Source organism: Bacteroides sp. AF32-8BH (genome assembly GCF_003435205.1).
Lineage (GTDB): Bacteria > Bacteroidota > Bacteroidia > Bacteroidales > Bacteroidaceae > Bacteroides > Bacteroides ovatus.
In genome coordinates this window covers 58114-81125 of the sequence record NZ_QVLZ01000002.1, presented here as the reverse complement: position 1 = coordinate 81125, position 23012 = coordinate 58114, and the positions used below count along the sequence as shown (strand labels likewise).

Annotated in this window: 10 protein-coding genes; 4 read left to right on the top strand and 6 right to left on the bottom strand. The window is 42.9% G+C overall.

Annotation, left to right across the window (positions count from 1 at the left end; translation table 11 throughout):
- Nucleotide 1 precedes the first annotated feature (1 nt).
- Entirely contained in the window at nt 2-1666 is a 1665-nt protein-coding gene (locus DWZ47_RS01730; RefSeq protein WP_233524989.1) for a RagB/SusD family nutrient uptake outer membrane protein, read from the bottom strand.
- Between the two features lie 115 nt (nt 1667-1781).
- The gene (locus tag DWZ47_RS01725) at nt 1782-5033 is read right to left on the bottom strand and encodes a SusC/RagA family TonB-linked outer membrane protein (RefSeq protein WP_117512164.1); all 3252 of its coding nucleotides are present in this window, start codon (nt 5031-5033) and stop codon (nt 1782-1784) included.
- A 754-nt stretch (nt 5034-5787) separates the two neighbouring features.
- Between DWZ47_RS01725 and DWZ47_RS01720 the strand changes: the two genes are divergently transcribed.
- Genes DWZ47_RS01720 through DWZ47_RS01705 form a run of 4 tightly spaced genes read left to right on the top strand, consistent with a single transcriptional unit; the run spans nt 5788 to nt 10882 of the window.
- A complete protein-coding gene (locus DWZ47_RS01720) occupies nt 5788-6924 on the top strand; it encodes a GNAT family N-acetyltransferase (RefSeq protein ID WP_004302622.1) in 1137 nt (378 codons plus the stop codon).
- Nucleotides 6925-6934: 10 nt separating this feature from the next.
- Entirely contained in the window at nt 6935-8812 is a 1878-nt protein-coding gene (locus DWZ47_RS01715) for a DNA topoisomerase IV subunit B (protein WP_004302623.1), read from the top strand.
- Nucleotides 8809-9267, top strand: a complete 459-nt coding sequence (gene coaD / locus DWZ47_RS01710) for a pantetheine-phosphate adenylyltransferase (protein WP_004298426.1) — start codon at nt 8809-8811, stop codon at nt 9265-9267. Before DWZ47_RS01715 ends, coaD begins: the two co-directional genes overlap by 4 nt.
- Nucleotides 9268-9304: 37 nt before the next feature.
- The gene (locus DWZ47_RS01705) at nt 9305-10882 is read left to right on the top strand and encodes a S41 family peptidase (RefSeq protein ID WP_004323980.1); all 1578 of its coding nucleotides are present in this window, start codon (nt 9305-9307) and stop codon (nt 10880-10882) included.
- Nucleotides 10883-11037: 155 nt separating this feature from the next.
- On the opposite strand, the gene DWZ47_RS01700 is transcribed toward DWZ47_RS01705, so the two are convergent.
- From DWZ47_RS01700 to DWZ47_RS01685, 4 genes are all read right to left on the bottom strand, one after another.
- Entirely contained in the window at nt 11038-13266 is a 2229-nt protein-coding gene (locus tag DWZ47_RS01700) for a glycoside hydrolase family 3 C-terminal domain-containing protein (RefSeq protein ID WP_117512239.1), read from the bottom strand.
- A 15-nt stretch (nt 13267-13281) separates the two neighbouring features.
- Nucleotides 13282-15807, bottom strand: a complete 2526-nt coding sequence (locus tag DWZ47_RS01695; protein WP_117512163.1) for a glycoside hydrolase family 2 TIM barrel-domain containing protein — start codon at nt 15805-15807, stop codon at nt 13282-13284.
- Between the two features lie 18 nt (nt 15808-15825).
- Nucleotides 15826-18690 carry an alpha-xylosidase BoGH31A gene (locus DWZ47_RS01690; protein WP_182281597.1) on the bottom strand — a complete coding sequence of 955 codons (2865 nt, stop codon included), beginning with the start codon at nt 18688-18690 and terminating at the stop codon, nt 15826-15828.
- Between the two features lie 143 nt (nt 18691-18833).
- Nucleotides 18834-22874 carry a two-component regulator propeller domain-containing protein gene (locus tag DWZ47_RS01685; protein ID WP_117512162.1) on the bottom strand — a complete coding sequence of 1347 codons (4041 nt, stop codon included), beginning with the start codon at nt 22872-22874 and terminating at the stop codon, nt 18834-18836.
- Between the last annotated feature and the right edge of the window lie 138 nt (nt 22875-23012).

Genomic DNA, 23012 nt, shown 5'->3' with positions numbered 1-23012 from the left:
ATTAATTCCAACCCGGGTTGTTGGATGTTATCGCCTGATTCGTCAGCATCTCCATAGTCGGAATCGGGAAAAGCAAATGTTTCTCCTGACGGGCTTTCACGTTATTTGCTTCATCCATCCCGCCCAATGCATTCATGGCTTGCAGATAAATACCCCAACGAATCAAATCCCAACGACGGTCACCTTCGAGTGCGAACTCCATCGCCCGTTCTTCCAGAATAGCCGAACGCAAAGATGCTTTATTGGCAAATGCGTCCAACTCTTTCAATGTGGCATTACTACGACTGCGCACATCATTCAAAGCATCCACAGCTTCTTGTGTCGGTCCGTTCAGTTCATTTGCAGCTTCGGCTTTAATAAGCACTACATCCGCATAACGCAAAAACGGATAGTTAGCATCCATACGTTCCAAAGTCTGGTCAGATATTTGTTGAGAATATTTAGTAGTATAAGCAAAAAACTGTTCAGAGCCACCTTCATCAGAACGCCATCCTGCAGTCACTTCCGGATTATCAAATGGCGGTTCTTTAGCATCGACCATACTTTTCCATTTCCCAAAGTTTGGATAATAAGAACCACCACCCCAACTGGAATCAGAACCTTCGCGTATCCAACAATGTAAAACACCTTTGTCTACACGAAAATCTTTCTCCTCAAACAACAAATACCAATGTTTACGCATACCCACCGTCAAACTATTATCAACATGACCTTTATTATTCAGTCTGCCGCAGTAATGCAAACCAAACAAAGTACCAAATGAGGAGTCACCCGACAAAGACTGCAAACTAAACAAGAACTCACTGCTTGTTTTTCCTGTAGCCGTCCATAAATTATCATAAGCCACCAGTTCATGATTTCCGTATACACCTTCTATTACATCGGATGCCAATTGATAGGCATTTTCATAACATACCCGAGGATCAAAGCTCTCATAACCTGCCACTACATTCTTTGAGAAAGTGGTTGCAACGGGGTCTGTATAAATCTTAGTGTCCACGCCGTTAATATTCTGAATCACATAGGGTACTCCTGTCTTTACTATGACTTGCTCACTGGCAGGAGTAGAAGCAGCCCCCATCGTAGCATATACTTTAGCCAAAAGTCCGGCAGCTGAAGCGGCACTTACCCGACCGGGTACATAAGCTCCATCCGTATTTTTATAAATCATATCTTTCGCTTTGTCAAGCAATGGAATGATTTGTTCTTCATAAACCTGTCGAACCGGAATTCTCGGATTGTCCGTATATGAACCAGATTCATTTACACTTACGGAATATACTGGAATATCGCCATAGGCACGGGCCAAATAGAAATAGGCCCACGCTTTCAAGAAATAGCACTCACCCAAGCAATTCTTTTTATGAGCTTCTGTCGGACCGCTCATGTCCTCTATTTGTGCAATTGCCTGATTAGCTTTGTTTATCAAAGAATACATTCCTGTCCACAATGCATTGCATTGCGCACTACCGCCCTGAAAATTACCACTACCAAACTCGGAGAACTGCCAGACTGCTCCAGATATATAGTCACAATCGTAATCCAGCGGACGTGGAAAAGAGCCATATATAAACATTCCAGTATGCAATACATTATAAACTCCTATCACCCACATATCTGCCCCCCCCGTCAGTATTTTCAATCTCTCCCGGAGAGATAAAGTCATAAGGTTTCTCTTCCAGCATGTCTTCACAAGAAGTTGTCAAAAGTCCAAAAGGCATACACAGACCTAACGCCAACACTGTAGATATTAATTTATATTTTTTCATCATTACTTCTTTTTATAATGTTAATTTAAAACCAATCGTATAAGTACGGCTATTCGGATAAGAGAATATGTCCACACCACGACGAGAAGCGTCTGACCCGAAAGCATTTACATCCGGATCGAACCAACTGTAATTGGTAAGCGTAAATACGTTAGTTATTGTTCCGAACACCGACAAGTCGGTAATACCCTTGCACACTGATCCGAAATTGTAATTCAAATTAATTGTTTTCAAGCGGAAATAGGAACCATCCTCTACGTAACGGTCGGACAACTTCATATCACGTGTCATGCCCGTTGTTATTCGCGGCCACTTCGCATTCGCCGCATTCTCCGGTGTCCAACGGCTTTCATACGCTTCACGAGTCACATTACCAATACTGTTCATACCAATCATAGTCAGGTTACCGTTAAATATATCATTTCCCTGACTTCCCTGGAAGAACAATCCCAACGAAAGCTTCTTCCAGCGGAAATTAGCATTCAAACCATATATAAAATCCGGATTCGTATCTCCGATGACGGCACGGTCCTCAGTAGTTATCTGATTATCACCGTTACGATCGACATACTTTATCTCCCCAATCATTCGCTGCGCTTCTTCGTTCGAAACTTTAGAATAAATAGGATCTGCTCTTACTTCTGCTATGTTATCATAGAACCCATCTTCTACATATCCGTAGATTGTTCCTATCGGTAAACCATTTCTTTGCAGGAATACTTCATTGGCTCCATACCACAACTGCGTTGCATATTGGTCGGCGTTCAATCCACCTATTCGGTTTTGATTAAATGAAATATTTCCATCAAAATTTAATCCCCAGTCCTTTTTGTCAATAGCTACCACATTGGCTGTAAACTCAAAACCTTTGTTAGTAACATGTCCGAAGTTAGTCCACATTGTACTATAACCAGTACTTAACGGGATTGAGACATTCTGTAACAAGTCTTTTGTCTTCTTGTAATAATAGTTTGCCGAAAAGTTCAGGCGATTCTTCCAGAATCCGAAATCAAGACCTACGTTAAACTGGTCAGTAGTCTCCCATCTCAGCGAAGTGTTTAAAGGACCTTTATAAGTTTGTCCGCTAAAACCGCTAGTTAGTGTACCATTCAACGGATAATTGGCTGTACCTAATGACTCCATCGTCTGATAACTGCTGATAGCCTGATTACCAGTCTGTCCGTAACTAAAACGAAGTTTCAAATTACTAAATAAGTTCAAGCGCTTGATAAATTCTTCTTCCGAAAGAGACCATGCTATTGCGCCTGATGCAAAATTCGCAAATTTATTACCCGGCGCAAAACGACTGGATCCATCACGACGGAATGAAACCGTAAAAATATATCTATCCAGCAATGTATAATTGGCACGTCCCAGCAATGATACTAATACTGATTCTCCACGGCTACTGGAAGGACGATCAACAACCAACGCCTGGCTCATATCGTAATCTTTGGTCAAGTCAGTCGGAAAATTCTGTGCAGTAATAGCTTTTCCTCCCCAATGTGATTTCTCATAAGTAAAACCTACCACAGCATTTAAACGATGTATCTTATTGAAGGTTTTATCAAATGTCAGTACTGATTCAGCTGTCACATTCTGCCAAAAGTTATCACTTCGCCCGGCACGTCCGTTTGCTACCTTACCCTCACCAGTCTCACGGCTATAATAAGAGCTACGGTCATTTGAAGTATAACTGATACCCAGATTCTGCCGGAACTTCAGCCATTCCGCAATTTTCAATTCGGCATAAGCTGAAGTGAATACATTAATCGAACTTAATTCATCTTTCGCCGTATTCACATAGGTGCGCGGGTTAGCCGACAACCATGAATACTCATCATCTTCACTTTTATCACCGGCATAAACTGTCGGAATGTAAATCAATGCCGACCGGATAATACTTGCATCATAAGAGTTTGCTTTCGCAAAATTGGTCGTTGATTTTGTAAAATTGATATTCAGCCCCGCATTCAGCCATGAAGTAATTTCACTATTTACATTCGAACGAAACGTGAAACGCTCGTATCCGGAATTTTTAATAATACCATCTTGTGTAGTATAATTGCCGGAAATGGCATAATTACTCCTTTCATTTCCACCCGAAACACTGACATTATATTCCTGCGTTAAACCAGTCTGTAGAATTTCATCCATCCAGTCGGTACCTTCCACCCATTTACGATTTCCATACTCATCGGTTCTCCATCCCGGATGCAAGAAATCTTCAGGAATAGGATTGTAACTCCCGGATTCACGAATTACATTCCCGTTTCCATCTCTTTTATATTTCCACGAGCCATCATAAGGCAATTCCGTATAAAACAGATTATCATATAAGCCACCATTTCTAGTACCTTCATTCATAAAATTAGCATAAGTATAAGCATCCAACATTTCCACCATTTTGGAAATTTTAGAGATCCCGAAGTTTGCCGAGAACTCGATTCTTGCCTTACCTGCCTTACCACGCTTGGTCGTTATGATAATCACACCGTTTGCACCACGTGAACCATAAATAGCTGTAGCCGAAGCATCTTTCAGCACATCAATAGATTCAATATCATTCGGATTAATCAATGACAACGGATTCGCGGTCGTATTATTTCCTTCATTCGCCCCACTAGTAGGTGTTCCTCCTGTTTCAAAAGGAATACCGTCTACAATATACAAAGGTTGGGAATTAGTCGAAAAAGAATTGGTACCACGCACGGTAATACTAACACCGGACCCCGGAGCACCGTCACTTTGATTAACGAGCACACCTGCCAAACGTCCCTGCAAACCTTGTGTCAGACTGGTGGGTGCACCTTGCATCAGATCACTACTACGTACGGAAGATATAGCACCGGACAAGTCCTTGCGCCGCATTGAGCCATAACCAACTACCACCACTTCATCCATAAGAGTCGTTTGCTCTTTCAATTCAACATTGATTATTGTTCTTTTTCCAACAGCTACAACTTGCGTCTCATAACCTATAAAAGAAAAACGAAGTTGGGAACGGTTACTGTTTACAGAGAGCGTAAATCTACCATTCATGTCGGTAATAGTCCCATTTCCACTTTTCACACCTTCTTCTATAACATTAACTCCCGGAAGTCCTTCTCCATTGGCATCTCTAACCACACCGGTTATTTTAATACCATCAGCTAAAACGTCCGTACTTACAAGCAGGAACACAGCCAGCATTATCCACACTACTTTAAATGCCCTTGAGTCCCTCATTCTTGAACGAGGATAAAAAAAGAGATTTTTCATCATTTATTAATTTAAAGTTTTACTATAAAAATTATTCTTATCTACAATAAGTATAATACACCGTCATAGGCTTCCTTACCAAACTTAAAGGTCCACAACGATTTCACAAACACAAGCAAACATTTCCCTTTTACCCTAATATTACAGAGAGATTTGTTCACTTTTCCTTCAGACAAATTAAAAGATTGTAGTTTCATTTTTCAATCGCATTAGATTTACATTAAATTACTGATGCAAAAGTAGTCGCATCACTACATTATAAAAAGTACTTTATTATCATATCATGATACTATCTTATCATTTGCATAAATAAATATTATTAGTAAGGTATAAAGGAGATTATCAATACATAAAATCACAAATTCTCCTACGGCAAAACAATAAGTTTTCCTCCAAAACAGCTTCAAGTAATATCAATAACCAATACCTGATTTATACTTTTATAGCACGCATCCCATTGGTTACAAGTCATAAAACATTTTAATGTGTAGGAACCTGCTTTCAGAATAAGATTTGAGAAAATATCTTTATCAAAACAACTAATACGAATGCGGTTTCAAATTAATGTAACCCAGTTCATACCTTAATATCCTTGCACAATATTCGCAAAATTACCAGATATCTACAAAAAAACGCTAAGTAATTTAGTAAGTAACCATTTGAATGTACCAGATGCCAATCAGTTTTTTGCCACCCCACGCGTTGTAATTTAAAGATTATCACGTATCTTTGCCTCCTCAAATCATAAATACGAGATATGGCTATTACAATCAAGAAAGTCTCCACAAAGAGAGAGCTTAAGAAATTTATCCGTTTCAATTACAGAATGTACAAGGGCAACCCTTACTCTGTGCCTGACCTCTATGACGACATGCTCAACACCTTCAACAAGAAAAAAAATGCAGCATTCGAATTCTGTGAAGCTGATTATTTCCTCGCATATCGGGACGATAAAATAGTAGGACGTGTAGCTGCAATTATCAATAACCAGGCGAACAAGAAGTGGGAATGTAAAAACGTTCGTTTCGGATGGATAGACTTCATCGACGATCCCGAAGTATCATCCGCACTTATCAAAACAGTGGAAGAATGGGGAAAAGAACGGGGTATGACTCATATTGCCGGTCCTCTCGGATTTACTGATTTCGATGCGGAAGGAATGCTGATCGAAGGATTCGACCAGCTTAGCACCATGGCCACTATCTACAACTACCCGTACTATCCAATACACATGGAAAAACTGGGCTTCGAGAAAGATGCCGACTGGGTGGAATACAAAATCTACATACCGGATGCTATTCCCGACAAACATAAGCGTATCTCCGAACTGATCCAACGAAAATACAACCTTAAGATAAAGAAATATACTTCCGGAAGAAAGATAGCCAAAGACTATGGACAGAAGATTTTCGAACTGATGAACGAAGCATATAGTCCACTTTATGGTTATTCTCCGCTGACACAGCGGCAAATCGACCAATACGTGAAAATGTATCTGCCGATCCTTGACTTACGGATGGTTACACTGATTACTGATGCCAATGATGAACTAGTCTGTGTAGGTATCTCTATGCCATCTCTCGCTGAAGCTTTACAGAAATCAAACGGACGTCTGTTGCCGCTCGGATGGTTCTATCTGTTAAAGGCATTATTCATGAAACGTCGTGCCAAAATGCTTGATCTGCTACTCGTTGCAGTGAAACCGGAATATCAAAATAAAGGTGTTAACGCTTTGTTATTTTCCGATTTAATTCCAGTTTATCAAAAATTAGGTTTTATCTTTGCGGAAAGCAACCCCGAACTGGAACTGAATGGAAAAGTTCAGGCACAATGGGATTACTTTGAGACTCAACAACATAAGCGCCGCCGTGCGTTCATCAAAGAGATAAAATAAAAAAACAGCTATGGAAGAGAACGAATTGATACCTGTAGACAACAACAATGCAGTAGAGTACACTGACGACAACATCCGCCACTTGAGTGACATGGAACATGTACGCACACGCCCCGGTATGTATATCGGAAGGCTGGGCGACGGTGCACATGCCGAAGATGGAATCTATGTCCTCCTGAAAGAAGTAATTGACAACAGTATTGACGAGTTCAAAATGCAAGCCGGTAAGAAAATCGAGATTACCGTTGAAGAAAACCTTCGTGTCAGTGTACGCGACTACGGACGAGGCATCCCACAGGGAAAACTCATCGAGGCTGTCAGCATGCTGAATACCGGTGGTAAATACGACAGCAAGGCATTTAAGAAAAGTGTCGGACTGAATGGTGTCGGTGTGAAAGCCGTCAACGCTTTAAGCTCCCGTTTCGAGGTACGCAGTTACCGCGACGGCAAAGTGCGTATCGCCACTTTCTCAAAAGGAAACTTACTGACCGATGAGACAAAGAATACCGAAGAAGAAAACGGAACTTACATCTTCTTTGAACCGGATAATACACTATTCCTGAATTACTGTTTCAAGCCCGAATTTATTGAGACAATGCTACGTAACTACACGTATCTCAATACGGGGCTTGCTATCATCTATAACGGACACCGTATCTTGTCGCGCAACGGTCTGGTAGACCTTTTGAACGACAACATGACGGCAACCGGGCTTTACCCGATCATCCACCTGAAAGGGGAAGACATCGAAATCGCCTTCACACATACCGGACAATACGGAGAAGAATATTATTCTTTCGTCAACGGTCAGCATACTACCCAAGGTGGTACACATCAAAGTGCCTTCAAAGAACACATTGCCCGTACCATCAAAGAGTTCTTCAACAAGAACATGGACTACACCGATATCCGTAACGGATTGGTTGCCGCCATTGCCGTCAATGTGGAAGAACCGATCTTCGAAAGTCAGACGAAAACTAAACTGGGTTCTACCAATATGGTTCCCGGTGGCGTAACGGTCAATAAGTATGTAGGCGACTTTATCAAACAGGAAGTGGACAACTTCCTGCACAAGAATGCGGACATAGCCGAAGCAATTCAACAAAAGATACAAGAATCTGAAAAGGAGCGTAAAGCCATTGCAGGGGTAACGAAACTTGCCCGTGAACGTGCCAAGAAAGCCAACCTGCACAACCGCAAACTACGTGACTGCCGCATACACCTCAACGATCCGAAAGGCAAAGGACTGGAGGAAGACTCCTGCATCTTTATCACCGAGGGAGACTCTGCAAGCGGTTCCATCACCAAAAGTCGTGATGTCAACACCCAAGCAGTATTCAGTCTCCGTGGTAAACCATTGAACTCTTTCGGACTGACCAAAAAAGTGGTTTACGAGAACGAGGAATTCAACCTGCTTCAAGCAGCCCTGAATATAGAAGATGGTATTGAAGGATTACGCTACAACAAAGTAATCGTAGCAACCGATGCCGATGTGGACGGTATGCACATCCGCCTGTTGCTGATTACTTTCTTCCTGCAATTCTTCCCTGATCTCATCAAGAAAGGACATGTATATATCCTGCAGACGCCTTTGTTCCGTGTACGCAACAAGAAAAAGACAAATTACTGCTACAGCGAGGAAGAACGCATCAATGCTATCAATGAACTAGGACCGAATCCAGAGATCACCCGATTTAAAGGTTTGGGAGAAATCTCACCGGATGAGTTCAAACATTTTATTGGTAAAGATATGCGTCTGGAGCAGGTGACACTGCGCAAAACGGATGCGGTAAAAGAACTACTCGAATTCTACATGGGCAAAAATACCATGGAACGACAGAACTTTATTATAGACAATCTGGTTATAGAAGAAGACTTGGCATCATGAGAAAAGCAATATTCCCGGGTACTTTCGACCCTTTCACCATCGGACATTACTCGGTAGTGGAACGTGCACTTACCTTTATGGACGAAATTGTGATAGGAATCGGTATCAATGAGAACAAGAATACCTACTTCCCCATTGAGAAAAGAGAAGAAATGATTCGGGAACTTTATAAAGACGAACCTCGTATCCAGGTGATGTCCTATGACTGTCTGACAATTGATTTTGCACAGGAAGTAGAGGCCAGGTTCATTGTCCGCGGTATCCGTACGGTGAAGGATTTCGAGTATGAAGAGACCATTGCAGACATTAACCGCAAACTGGCAGGGATTGAAACCATCCTGCTCTTCACAGAACCGGAACTGACTTGCGTCAGCTCTACAATTGTACGCGAGTTATTAACCTATAATAAAGATATCAGCCAGTTTATTCCCAAAGGAATGAAAATGAGTGAATAACACTCGTTAGGGAATAGGCGATGAGTCAGAAAAGATGATGAAGAAACTAACGATTATACTATCCGTTTGCTTGTGGGCAGTTGCCACACAAGCCCAGAACTTCGGTTCCGAAGCCATGCGAAAGTTACAAATGGCAGAGTTTGCAATCTCCAATTTCTATGTGGACAAAGTAGATGAAGACAAGTTGGTAGAAGAAGCCATCATCAAAATGCTGGCACAACTTGATCCGCACTCTACTTATTCGGATGCAGAGGAAGTGAAGAAGATGAACGAACCACTTCAAGGTAACTTCGAGGGTATCGGAGTGCAATTCCAGATGATAGAAGACACCCTGTTGGTGGTGCAACCTGTCAGCAACGGACCTTCCGAGAAAGTCGGCATCCTTGCCGGTGACCGTATCGTTGCGGTCAATGACAGCGCCATTGCCGGAGTGAAAATGAGTACGGAAGATATTATGAAGCGCCTTCGTGGTCCGAAAGGTTCGAAAGTCAATCTGACAATCGTTCGTCGTGGCGTGCAAGACCCTTTATTGTTTACAGTGAAAAGAGACAAGATACCTATCCTTAGCCTCGATGCCTCCTATATGATTCAACCTAAAACGGGTTATATCCGCATCAACCGTTTTGGAGCAACCACTGCCGAAGAATTCAAAAAAGCAATGACAAGTCTTCAGAAGCAAGGTATGAAGGATATGATTCTCGACCTGCAAGGAAACGGAGGTGGTTATCTCAATGCAGCCATTGACCTTGCTAACGAATTCCTGGGACAAAAGGAGCTAATCGTATATACCGAAGGCCGGACTGCCAAACGCAGTGATTTCTATGCCAAAGGGAATGGAGATTTCCGTAATGGACGTCTTATCATTCTGGTGGATGAGTACACAGCCTCTGCCAGTGAAATTGTCAGTGGCGCAGTACAGGATTGGGACAGAGGAATTATTGTAGGACGCCGCTCTTTCGGCAAAGGATTGGTGCAACGTCCTATCGACCTGCCGGACGGTTCCATGATTCGTTTGACTATTGCACGCTATTATACTCCATCGGGTCGTTCCATCCAAAAACCGTACGACAGTACTGTTGATTACAACAAGGATTTGATAGAACGTTTCAACCACGGTGAACTGATGAATGCTGACAGTATTCATTTCCCGGATTCGCTGAAAGTACAAACCAAAAAACTCGGACGTACCGTCTATGGTGGAGGTGGTATCATGCCGGATTATTTCGTACCTATCGACACTACTCTTTATACGGATTATCACCGTAATCTGGTAGCCAAAGGAGCCGTGATTAAATTCACCATGCAGTTTATCGAAGGACACCGGAAAGAGTTGGCAAACAAATACAAGAAGTTCGAATCGTTTGATGAGAAATTCGTAGTCGATGATGACATGCTCGCCAATCTAAAAGAAATCGGAGAGAAAGAAGGAGTGAAGTTCAATGAAGAGCAATATCAGAAATCGCTCCCTCTTATCAAGACCCAGCTCAAAGCATTGATAGCCCGTGACCTTTGGGATATGAACGAATATTTCCGGGTAATGAATACCACGAATGAGAGTATACAAAAAGCACTGGAAATATTGAATTCGGATGAATATCAGAAGAAACTAAAATAGGGTATTCAATAAACAATCATAAAACATCGTCTTTCAGTTTGGTGGACATACATACTCATCATAGTGGACATATAGATACACGATGGTGAGTATATATATCCACCACTCTGTATCTATATATCCACTAAGCGTTGTGTATCAACCCGTTAACTTTATTATTGAATATATTCGAATGTCACCGTACCGCGAATATCAGAAGAAGAGGCGGCAATGTATGCCTTGAATTTTCCAGGTTCTGCCACCCAAGTACGCTGTTTATCATCAAAGAATTGCAATGCTTCCGGTTTGATTGTAAACTTCACCTCTTTTTCTTCATTCGGAAGAAGTTGTACCTTCCGAAAATCTTTCAATTCCTTAACTGGACGGAGGACACTACACTCCTCATCACCAATGTATAGTTGGATAATCTCTTTCCCTGCTACTTTTCCTGTATTCTTAACCTTTACAGAAACATCTATACTGCCATCAGTATTCATTGTTTGAGCCGATATTACAGGTTTACTATACTCAAAGGTAGTATAACTCATGCCATAACCAAAAGGAAAAAGTGGCTGCACCTTCTTCGTATCATACCAACGATAGCCAACCAGAATATCTTCTTTATATTCTTGACGGATGCTATCGCCCGGATAACTGATTTCCCCAAAGAAATGAGCCGGACAATCCTCCAGTTTCACCGGATAAGAGAAAGGAAGTTTACCACTGGGAGTCACCTCTCCACTCAACACATCAGCCAGCGCCTCCCCACCAACAGAGCCTAAATACCACGACTGGACAATAGAAGGAATCTCCTTTACCCAAGGCATTTCCACCGCATTTCCGCTGACAATCACTGCTACCAGATTTTTATTTACCTTCAACAAGGCTTCTATCAACTCATTCTGCGCAAAAGGAAGTTCGTATGATAAACGGTCTCCACCCTCACAGTCCTGAAAATGATTCTTATTTAGTCCGCCTACAAAAATCACCAAATCCGAATTCATCGCCTTTTCCACCGCATCATTACGCAAAGAATCCACAGTAACCTGCGGAATGACATCCGCCCGTCCATACATCGGGCGACCGCTTGTGTAACCTTGTGCATAAACCACACCGTCACCAAATTTGGCCTTTATACCGTCCAGTGGTGAAATCACTTTCTGAACTTTCAACTCTGAAGAGCCACCACCTAACATCAAATTACGGGTAGCATTATCTCCCACCACTAAAATACGTTTGTATTTTCCTTGAGGTACAGGCAATAAGGCAGATTGTTTCTTACCGGTTCCATTTTTCAACAGGACAATACCCTCTGTTGCAATCTCATAAGCCGTACGATAGTGCTCTTCACTAGTCAGTGCCCCGAACGGTTTCCTGCGATTCATGGCTGTACGGAAAATCAGACGCAACACACGGGCAGCCTTATCATTCACTACTTCCATCGGAATCTTACCTTCCCGAACCATTTTCAGATAAGACTTACCCAAGTAATAATCGTCATAACCGAATTCCGATTCTGAAGTCAAACCATTCGTATAAGATCCCATTTCAATATCCAAGCCATACATGGCAGCTTCATAGGTATCATGCGCAGCTCCCCAATCTGTTATGACACAACCGTCGAAGTTCCATTCTCCCTTCAATATATCATTATTCAGCAGTTTATGATGAGTAGCATGAGTTCCGCGCACCTTATTGTACGCTCCCATAATAGACCAAGCCTTCCCTCTTTCCACAGCAGCCTTAAAGGCAGGCAGATATATCTCATACAATGCACGGTCACTTAGCTGCACATCGATATGTCCCCGCCATAATTCCTGATTGTTCAGTGCGTAATGTTTCACACAGGCGGCTACTCCATTCTTCTGCACTCCCTGAATATAAGGCACACAAAGCTCCGAGGCTAAATAAGGGTCTTCCCCCATATATTCAAAGTTACGCCCGTTGAGCGGGGTACGATAGATATTCACACCCGGTCCCAACAAAACATCCTTTTCACGATAACGGGCTTCTTCACCGATGGCATATCCATATTTCTCTGCCAATAGCGGATTCCAACTAGCTGCCAGACAGGTCAGTGCAGGAAAAGCAGTGCAACTATCGTTCGTCCATCCGGCATATCCCCAATCATTCCAGTTAATTTCGGCACGCACGCCGTGAGGTCCGTCACTCATCCAAAGTTCAGGAATACCCAAACGGGGACAGCCAGGGGAGCTAAACTTCCCTTGTGCATAACTAAGACGAGTTTTCTCCTCCACAGTCATACGGTTCAGCGCATCCTGTACCCTAACCTCTATCGGTTGTGCATCATCCAGATACACCGGTGTTTGTTTCTTGTCTTGAGCAATCGCCACCATGCCTGTCTGAACAGACAGGAAACATATAGTCAATAAAAATATCTTCATTATTCCAATAATCATTTACAGTTTACAATCTTTTGCCGAGACCTTTACCACGGCTTGCTGAAGCCCTTCCGAAGTAGCTGTCAGCTCCGTTTTTCCCGGTTTCCCATCATTCTGAATCACAACAAGGCATTTTCCATAAAATGCTTTCCTCTTTTTATCCTTAAAGCGTTCCAACGATACCGGGTTTCCATTGTCCACTCCTGCGATGAAACCATTACCTCTCACTGTGAAATTCACCAAATTATCTGCATTCGGACAAAGATTCCCTTCTTCATCCAGCACCTCTACAGTGACGAAACACAAATCTTTTCCATCAGCAGCCAGAACAGAACGATCAGGAATCAGGCGAATTTCTGCAGGCTTTCCTGCTGTACGAATTTCCTTTTCTGCTATCACTTCATCCTTTCTGCGTGCAACGACCTTCACCGTTCCCGGTTCAAACTTTACACGCCAAACAACATGCAGGTTATCAGCATCTTTACATTTCACTCCCTGCGACTTTCCATTCACAAACAATTCCACTTCATCAGCCTGATTATAGTAGCACCACATATCAATCTCCTGCCCCGGAGTCCAGTTCCAATGCGGGAAAAGATGCAATACTTGTTTATCTGTCCATTCCGACTGATATAGATAGTAGACATCTTTTGGGAAACCTGCCAGATCGACAATACCAAAGAATGAACTACGTGCAGGCCATCCGTAAGGAGTCGGTTCTCCGATATAATCAAATCCTGTCCATACATATTGCCCGCTGATAAAGTCGTTGTCTCTGACTAACTTCAGACTTTCTTCATGAGTGTTTCCCCAAGGCACATGACAGTTCTCATAAGATGAACAGGCAAAAGTAGAATCAGCAAAGGGTTTATCCCAACGCTCGGGCCAGATAAACATCCGGTCACTGGGCATACGGTAGTATCCACGTGTCATCAATGCCGAATTACTTTCAGTAATGATAAAGGGCTTGTCCGGAAAATTAGCCGGAACATGAGGAATATCTTTATTATGATAATTATAGCCAATCACATCCAGTGCACCGGAACGGAATAAATGATTGCCGGAATTTGGTTCATTGCATCCGGCAGTGACAGGACGGGTAGAATCAAGCCCTTTTACAAAGCTTACCAATTTCTTCGTCAGCAAAGAGTTGACACTCTCCTCTCCTTCTTTTGCCAACATTTCAGAAGAATGTCCAAAATTCAGGATCAAATTGGCCTCTTCCAGACTCAATGTATCCGCTTTAGCATCACTCCATTGTTCGAGGACTTCATTACCGATACTCCACATAAAGACAGAAGGATGATTGCGGTCACGCAAAATAAAGTCATTCAAATCGCGCTCGTGCCATTCATTGAAGTAACGGGCATAATCATGTGCTGTTTTTTTCTTCCGCCACATATCAAAAGCCTCATCCATCACGATAAATCCCATACGATCACAGAGATCAAGCAGTTCGGGTGCGGGAGGATTATGGGAACAACGTATGCCGTTGCATCCCATTTCTTTCAGAATCTGCAATTGCCGTTCAATGGCACGTGTGTTGACAGCTGCCCCCAGACAGCCCAGATCATGGTGCATACATACCCCGTTAATCTTGGTTTGCCTACCGTTCAATGTAAATCCTTTCCGGGCATCAAAACTGAAGGTACGAATACCGACAGGAGTCGTATACCTATCCATACATTCCTCGTTTCGCATCACTTTGGTAACCAATGTATACAAGTAAGGAGTATCAACATCCCACAGCTCCGGTTGTTTTACAGTCAATTGCTGGGTGAAAACAGCTTCTCTGCCAGTTTCCGTTTTTCCGGCCGACTGCGTTCTAGCAACTTCTCTGCCTTCAGCATCCTGCAAGGATGAGCAGACCGTGATATTTTCATTTGTATCACTTTCATTCACAATAGTAGTAACAAGATTCAGTACAGCCTCTCCCTTGTCAACCGATGATGTCGTGACATACGTTCCCCAATCGGCTACGTGTATCGGACCAGTCTTGCTTAGCCATACATTCCGGTAAATGCCACAACCCGAATACCAACGTGAATTGGGTTGTTCGGCATTATCTACACGCACAGCCAACACATTCGGTTCATCCCATTTCAGATAAGGGGTCAGATTATAGCTGAAACTAATATATCCATAAGGACGCACTCCTAACGAAACACCGTTGATGAATACTTCCGAATTCATATATACTCCGTCAAACTCAATGCGGAAGATCTTTCCTATATCTGCATTGTCTACACTAAAAGTTTTGCGATACCATCCAACTCCACCCGGAAGCGCCCCTCCCCCTGTCCCGGAAGGATTTTCACGGCTAAAGTCTCCCTCAATCGCCCAATCATGAGGCAAATTCAATACCCGCCAGTCATTGTCGGCAAAACCGGGTTGTGCAGCTTGTAGTCCGTCTCCTAAGTGGAAACGCCAATCCGCATTAAAGTCAGACCGCTCGCGTGGAGAAATGGGGGAAGAACTGTTACATGCTCCCAACAGCATCAGACAGCTCCCCAGTATCAAATATTTCAGTTTCCCAATCATCATCGAATCCTATCATTCAACTTACAGTTTCAATGTCTGCTCGCTGCCATTATACTTCACAGTCACTCCTTTCGCATTCAAATCAAACGGTTGTGCTTTCTCCTTATTAACCGTAACTACAGTGAAAGTACGTTCCTTCAACATACCCGGAAATTCTCCCTGGCGTTCACCGATCACTAAAGTCTTAGTAGCCTCATCATACTTCATCGGTATCATGGCGTACATACCCTGTTCATAGTTATAATTCACCCCCTCATCTTCATATAGCGTAAACTCTCCATCAGCTCCCTGATAAATATATAAACGGATATGATCCGCCGGTTTTTCATCCGTATACTGAATATCATCTCCGAACGGTACGATAGCGCCTGCACGCACATACAGCGGGATACGCTCATAAGGAGCCTCTATTACTTTCCTCTCTCCTCCGGGCTGGAATTTACCGGAATAAAAATCATACCAGCCTTCTGCCTGGGGGAAATAAATCTCACGACTACGGTCACCATAGCGATAAACCGGAGATACCATAAATGAAGGACCGAACATATACTGGTCACCAATATTATTCACTTGGGTATCCGCTGTAAAATCCATGACTAATGGACGCATGATTGTATAATCATTAAACCAGGTCATGCCTGCCAACGAATAAATATACGGCATCATATTGTAGCGTAGCTTGGTATAATAAACAACCGATTGATAGGCCGGATGCCCTTCCGGAGCAATCTCCCATATTTCACGGAACGGGTATTGTCCATGTGCACGATACAGAGGAACGAATGCACCGAATTGATACCAACGGGCATTTAATTCACGCCATTCTTTATAATCGGCATTTTCTGTCTTTGTCGCATTCCATTGCTTCTGTCCCGCTACATAACGGTTCTCTACACAAAAGCCGCCAATATCCATTGTCCAGTAAGGTATTCCACTCATGGCAAAATTCAGTCCGGCAGAAATCTGTGCCTTCATATCCTCCCAACGTGTACCGATATCTCCGCTCCATGTAGCTGTAGAATAACGCTGTAACCCGGCAAATCCCGAACGGGTCAATAAGAACACACGTTTATTATTATCCACTCCACGCTGACCGTCATAAATGGCTTCTGCATTCATCAGTGCATAAGCATTGAAAAATTCCGTAGAGGAACCCAACGCCGTAGGTCCGCACAAAGCCTTCCGATATTCCAAGTCGGTACAGTCACGTACATTCGGTTCGCTGGCATCCATCCACCAGGCATCGATACCCAACGGATAATAGTGCTCATACATCTGCTTCCAAAACAGTTTACGTGCATCCGGATCATAAGCGTCATAAAAACCATAATGGTAACCGGGACCTACCCAATCTTTCAAGCTATCCCTGACAGACTGCTGATACATCCACCCATTCTTGTCGAACTCCTTGAAATGTTCGGTAGTAACATAGAACTTAGGCCACACCGAAATCATCATACGCCCATGCATAGCATGAATGGAATCGACCATTGCTTTGGGATCCGGAAAGCGTGCCTTATCAAACTCATGACTTCCCCAGGCATTTTCCGGCCAGTGATTCCAATCCAGTACGATATTATCCACCGGGATTTTACGATCACGGAAACCTTTCAGTGCGCCCAACATTTCATCTTGTGTATTATATTTCTCCCGACTTTGCCAGAAACCCATTGCCCATTTCGGCATAACAGGTGACTTTCCGGTCAGAGTCCGATAGCCACTAATTACTTCATCCATATCCTCACCAACCACAAAATAATAATCAAGCTGCTTTGCCATCTCGCTCCACCATGACTGTTTCCCCTGTTCTGCCGGATCTACAGGAGTCAATGCCCGCAGCCCGCAATAAGACTGCCCGCCATCAGGCTGCCATTCAATTTTCAACGGCACACGTTTCCCTGCTTCCAGATGAACAGCAAGCTTATAGCTATTAGGATTCCATGCAGTCCGCCAACGTTCCGGCACCACCGGTTCATTATTCAAATAGACCTTGACATATCCGGCGTAATAAAGAATAAACTTAAATTCTCCTGTTTGAGCAGGTTCTATCTCGCCTTCATAAGTGACCTTAGCCCCCATTAACGGCAATTTCTCCGGAAGATTCTGAATCGTTTTCAGATTCTCAAAATAAATGGAGTCTTCCCGGCGAACCAACGTCTCTCCTTTTTTCGGCACATAAGTACCGGTAAGCGCCCCTTCCTGGCCTGTCTTATCATAAAGTTTAAAGATACGATTCAACTGGGAGTAATCATTCGGATTACCGAAACGACAGAAGGAATAACTATCCAGCAGTATACCATAGTTTTTATTCGAAACAACAAACGGAACAGAAACTTTCGTATTGTACTGGAACAGTTCTTCGTTCTTACCCTTATAATTAAATTCATCCGCCTGATGCTGGCCTAATCCGTAAAACGCTTCATCTTCGGGAGATTCAAAAACCTGACAGACCGTATATCCTTTCGTTCCTTCCACTTCTATCGGAGTAAACGTCTTTCCTCCTCCCTTATTTTCCTGCAGGATTAACTTTCCGTCTTTATCCGCAAACCACACCTCTCCGGTACTGGCCAGTACGGACGCTTTCACTTCTTCTGTAGACACTGTAATCGTATCGCCATTCTGCATGACGGCAAATGGGATTTGTTTTTCCTGCGGAACAACAATCAAACTTTGCGGATCGGCAAACTTGCTGTCGGCAGTAGCAGAAACACGGATTAATTTATCTCCCATCACTTGCAGACGAACCAGTCGGGGACCTCCCGTTACTTCCTGTTGTACTTTAACTATCACGCTATCGCCTGTTTCCTCATAGACCTTATTGGCACATGCTCCGAAAAGAAGTCCCGGCAACAGGCAACAGAAAATGTTTTTCATATTCATAATCATACCTACCTTTAGGGTTCAACAATATATTTTCTCATATCGCAAAAGTAAGTACTATAAATGAAAAGCTCCCCTTCTAATGTTTTATAGAAGGGGAACTTTTAAACAGTGACCGGACGATATGTTTTTTTCAGAGGTATCATTTGTTATTTCCCTTCTTTTTCCTGGTAAACAGAGGGCAAAACACCAAATTCATCCTTGAAATAACGACTGAAATATTTAGGGTTATTAAAGCCTACTTCGAAGGCTACCTCAGATACATGAAGCTGGCTTTCACGCAATAATTGCGCTGCCCGTTTCAAGCGGATCACGCGGATAAACTCAATCGGTGTCTTTCCTGTGATCTGGAGTAATTTCTTATACAGATGCACACGGCTCATACCCAGTTCCCGGCTAAGCTCCTCTACCGAGAGTTCGGTACGCGACATATTATCTTCCACATACTTGATTGCTTTCTCTATCAATTTCTCATCCAATGAAGTAATCACAATCTCACTGGGGGCAGGGTCAATCATTCCTTGGGTGACACGATGATAGCGGCTTAATTCTATCAGTTTACGGATACGCAACACAAGAATAGTCATATTGAACGGCTTCGTTACATAATCGTCCGCTCCTGTCTGCAATCCTTCCAGCTTCGCTTCGGTATTCTGCCGTGCTGTCAGCAAAATCACAGGGATATACGCTGTGCGCTTATCCTGCTTAATCAGACGGCACAACTCATTACCATCCATTTGAGGCATCATCACATCACTGATAACCAGATCGGGTAATTCTTCCTGCATCATCTCCCATGCTTCGTTACCATTCACAGCCAGTTTGACACGATACCGCAATTCCAGACTATAACGCATAAAGATACGGAAGTCTTCATTATCATCTACTATCAGCAACAAAGGGAAATCCTTGCGTTCCGTTTCCTCCCTGGTTTCCTCTTTTATCTCCTTATCTTCTTCCTCCCCGATCGATATACCTGTCTCTGGCGGCAATTGCACCTGTGTCTCCACATGCTTTACCGGAAACTGAATAACGAAAACGGAGCCTGTTCCTATATTATCAAAGACCTTCACTTCTCCTTCATGCAGAGTTACAAAGTCACGTACCAAACTCAAGCCGATACCATTTCCGGTAGTTTCCTCTACCCCCTTATGATCCGCCTGGTAGAAACGTTCGAAGATATGTTCCTTATCCACATCACTTATTCCTATTCCGGTATCGGCAATCTTAATCTCCAGCATATCAGGAGTTCCAGCCACATGCTCTATCATCACCGTCACCCGTCCTCCTTCGGGAGTAAACTTAAAGGCATTGGAAAGCAGATTCATGACAATCTTTCCCACCTTGTCAGCATCAAAAGCCATTGAGAATGTATCTATCCCCGAGAAGAAAGAGAACTGAATGTGTTTCTTATCCGCCATCAACAGGAAAGAGTTGCAAACACTATGCACATACGAGATGATATCTCCTTCCGACAGAGACAACTGATGAGTACTCATCTCCCCTTTACGGAAATCGAGCAGTTGATTGACCAAGTGCAACAACCGCTGCGCATTGCGATACATCAACTGCAAACGTGTACTTTGCAATTCATCGGTTGTTTCTTTCAGCATACCCTCCAAAGGAGAAATAATCAATGTAAGCGGTGTACGCAATTCATGGCTGACGTTCGTGAAGAAACGGAATTTCATATTATTGATTTCTTCGTTCTTCGCCACCTCGTTTTCTATCTGCTGAAGATGAAACTTCTCACGTTCACGTTTCAGCATCCGGTAGCGTGCCAGGAAAAACACGACCACCAAACCGATGGTATACAACAAATAGGCCCACCATGACATCCAGAAAGGAGGATTGACTACAATACCCAGCGTCGCTTCCTTCATGCCGACATAACCGTCACTATTTATCGCTTTCACTCTCAAAACATACTTTCCCGGGGCAAGATTCGTAAAAGTCACATTATGTACTCCTAACGGTAAGGTTAGCCAGTCATTATTAAACCCTTCCAACTTATACATGTATTGAGTTTTCTCCGGTAAATTATAGTTATCCGAAGCAAAAGATACACTGAAAATGTTCTGCTTATAATCAAACTCGACATTTTCTACATCGTTCAACTCCTTTTCTATCAACACTCTTCCACCATACGACTGTCCCACCTTTACCGCCTCATCAAACAACGAAAGACCTGTAAACATCACATTAGGCAGCATTTTATTATAGCGTATATGATCCGGAGCAAAAACATTGACCCCATATAAACCTCCAATGGCAATGATTCCATTGTGCAAGGTTTTGATAGAACGCTGGTTAAAATCACAATTCTGCAATCCATCCTCACTATTATAAGCCCTGGAATCAAAAAGGTAACTCCCTTTTCCGTCAGAAGCTACTGTTACCCGGATTACCTTCCTACTGGTCGATACCCACATATTACGCTCCTGATCTTCCGTAATCGCAGCAATAAAACTTCCTTTGGCCTCTGCAACAGGAGATAAATCAAGAAACAGATGGCGTCTTACATCATATACGTTCAATCCCTCACGTGTAGCAATCCATATCAGTCCCCGGCTATCCTTGTACACATGATTAACCGCATCGTTCGACATTTTCATGCTACCGCTCTGACCTTGAACTTTTTTTATTTCACGAGTACGCATATCCATCATGCCTACTCCCTGATTAGCAGTTCCGAAAAATAATGTATTATCATCTCCCCAACACAAAGAGGTAACATTATTTTCCAGCAGAGCCGAGTTATTACTCGTATAAGTCTCAAAGGTACCGGACGACGGTTCCAAACATTGTAAACCACCTCCTAAGGAAGCAATCCAGATTCTCCCCTTATCATCTTCCACCAATGCCCAGACATTATTACTTGCCAGAGCATTTCCGACACCCTCCTTATAAGAACGTACCTGGGAACCATTCATACAATACAGCCCTCCATTAAATGTTCCAACCCATAGTTTGCCGTCTTTTGACTTTAGCATAGACACAACCGGATTCGGCAACTGTCCTTCGGCATCTCTCCAGAAAGGTTCCGCCTTTCCTGTAAAACGGTTCCACAAAAGAATCCCATGGTCATTCGTTCCCAACCACAATTTATTTTCATCTGCCTGCTCTATGCAGGTAATATCTCCCCATTCATACATATTGAACTTGAAGATACTTTCACTATAATAAGATACTCCTTTCTTATAAGTTCCCACCCACATGATACCATCTCTATCAGCGTATAAGTCATAAATTGTATTATGAGGCAAACTCCGTCCATTGTCATCATGGGCAACAAGAGAAGTCACTTTTCCAGTTTCTTTCTCAAGCACATCTATACCATCATAATCCTTTCCAACCCAGATTCTGCCTTCTATATCCTGTGCCACCGTATGAATGATTACGTCCGGACGTGACGACCAAATACCAGTCAAGTCTGTCCGCCAACTTTTTGTTCCGCAGTCATACACCCAGATTCCCATAAGACTATATGCCCAGATACAATTGTCTCTGTCTACAAAGAGCGAAAGCTCTATCTTCTTTCCTTCCGGAATATATTTTTTGATTTCATCAGACTGCCATTTTACTGCTAATGTGGAACGATCCAGGCAAACAAGTAGTCCTGTATTATAAATCAACAAGATCCCGTCACTGCATTCCGCCATTTGTGTCACTCCATATTCCGGTAACGAATGTTCCATGTACGAGAAGAAAAGTCTTTTTCCGCCTTCCTTGTAACAGTAACATCCCTCACCTGCCACACTAAGCCAGGTATTCCCTTCCCGGTCTACAAAAACCTGTTCCGGAACTCCCCATGATTCGAGATTCTTCATAAATCCGGTAACATCAGTGATGAAGCAATCCCGTTCCTTGTCAAACAATACATATCCCCGGGCAGTATTTATCCAAAACCGTCCATCAGGCATTTCTACAATATCAGTGATATAATTATCCGGCAAAGATCCCAGCTCGTCCTCGGCATGCTGGTAAACCTTAAAAGTATATCCATCATAGCGGTTCAATCCGGCAGTCGTGCCAAACCACATGAACCCGTCACGATCCTTATAAATAGTATTTACAGAATTATTAGACAATCCGTCCGATACTTCCAGATGCTTGAACAGATAGGATTGTGCAGACACAATCCATGAAGTGAAAAGTAAAGCTAACAATAAAAGGCTCTTTCTTATCATGTTTTTCAGATTTGTACAAAGAAAATAAAATATTATCAAACAGCCAAGAAAAAGAGCCTACGGATTATTTGACAGAATCAAGCAACTCGTCAAAAAAAAGACAGTCTAAACGGAAATTCCCGTACAGACCGTCTTTAT